Source organism: Achromobacter sp. GbtcB20 (genome assembly GCF_019091095.1).
Lineage (GTDB): Bacteria > Pseudomonadota > Gammaproteobacteria > Burkholderiales > Burkholderiaceae_B > Achromobacter > Achromobacter mucicolens.
Window position 1 is genome coordinate 1 of the sequence record NZ_JAGXJZ010000843.1, and the last position, 240, is coordinate 240.

Sequence of the window (240 nt, forward strand, 5' to 3'; positions counted from 1 at the left end):
TGATTTTACCCAGGGCGATGACGTCGCCGCCCGCGTCCTTGACGTGGTCGAGCAGCGTCGGCGCGATGGGCGGCACGGCGTAGTCGTGGCGGTTCGCGGTGCGCTTGTAGTCGCCGTTCGAACCCGTGAACGGACGCGCGATCACGCGGCCGATGTTGTAGGGCTTGACCAGCTCGTAGGCCGCTTCGCAGACCTCATACAGGCGCTCAAGGCCGAAGTGCTCTTCGTGCGCCGCGATCT

At 65.8% G+C, this 240-nt stretch carries 1 pseudogene; it reads right to left on the bottom strand.

The features are described from left to right. Nucleotides 1-240 (bottom strand): annotated as a pseudogene (locus tag KVT32_RS31345) (phosphopentomutase); the annotation flags it as partial.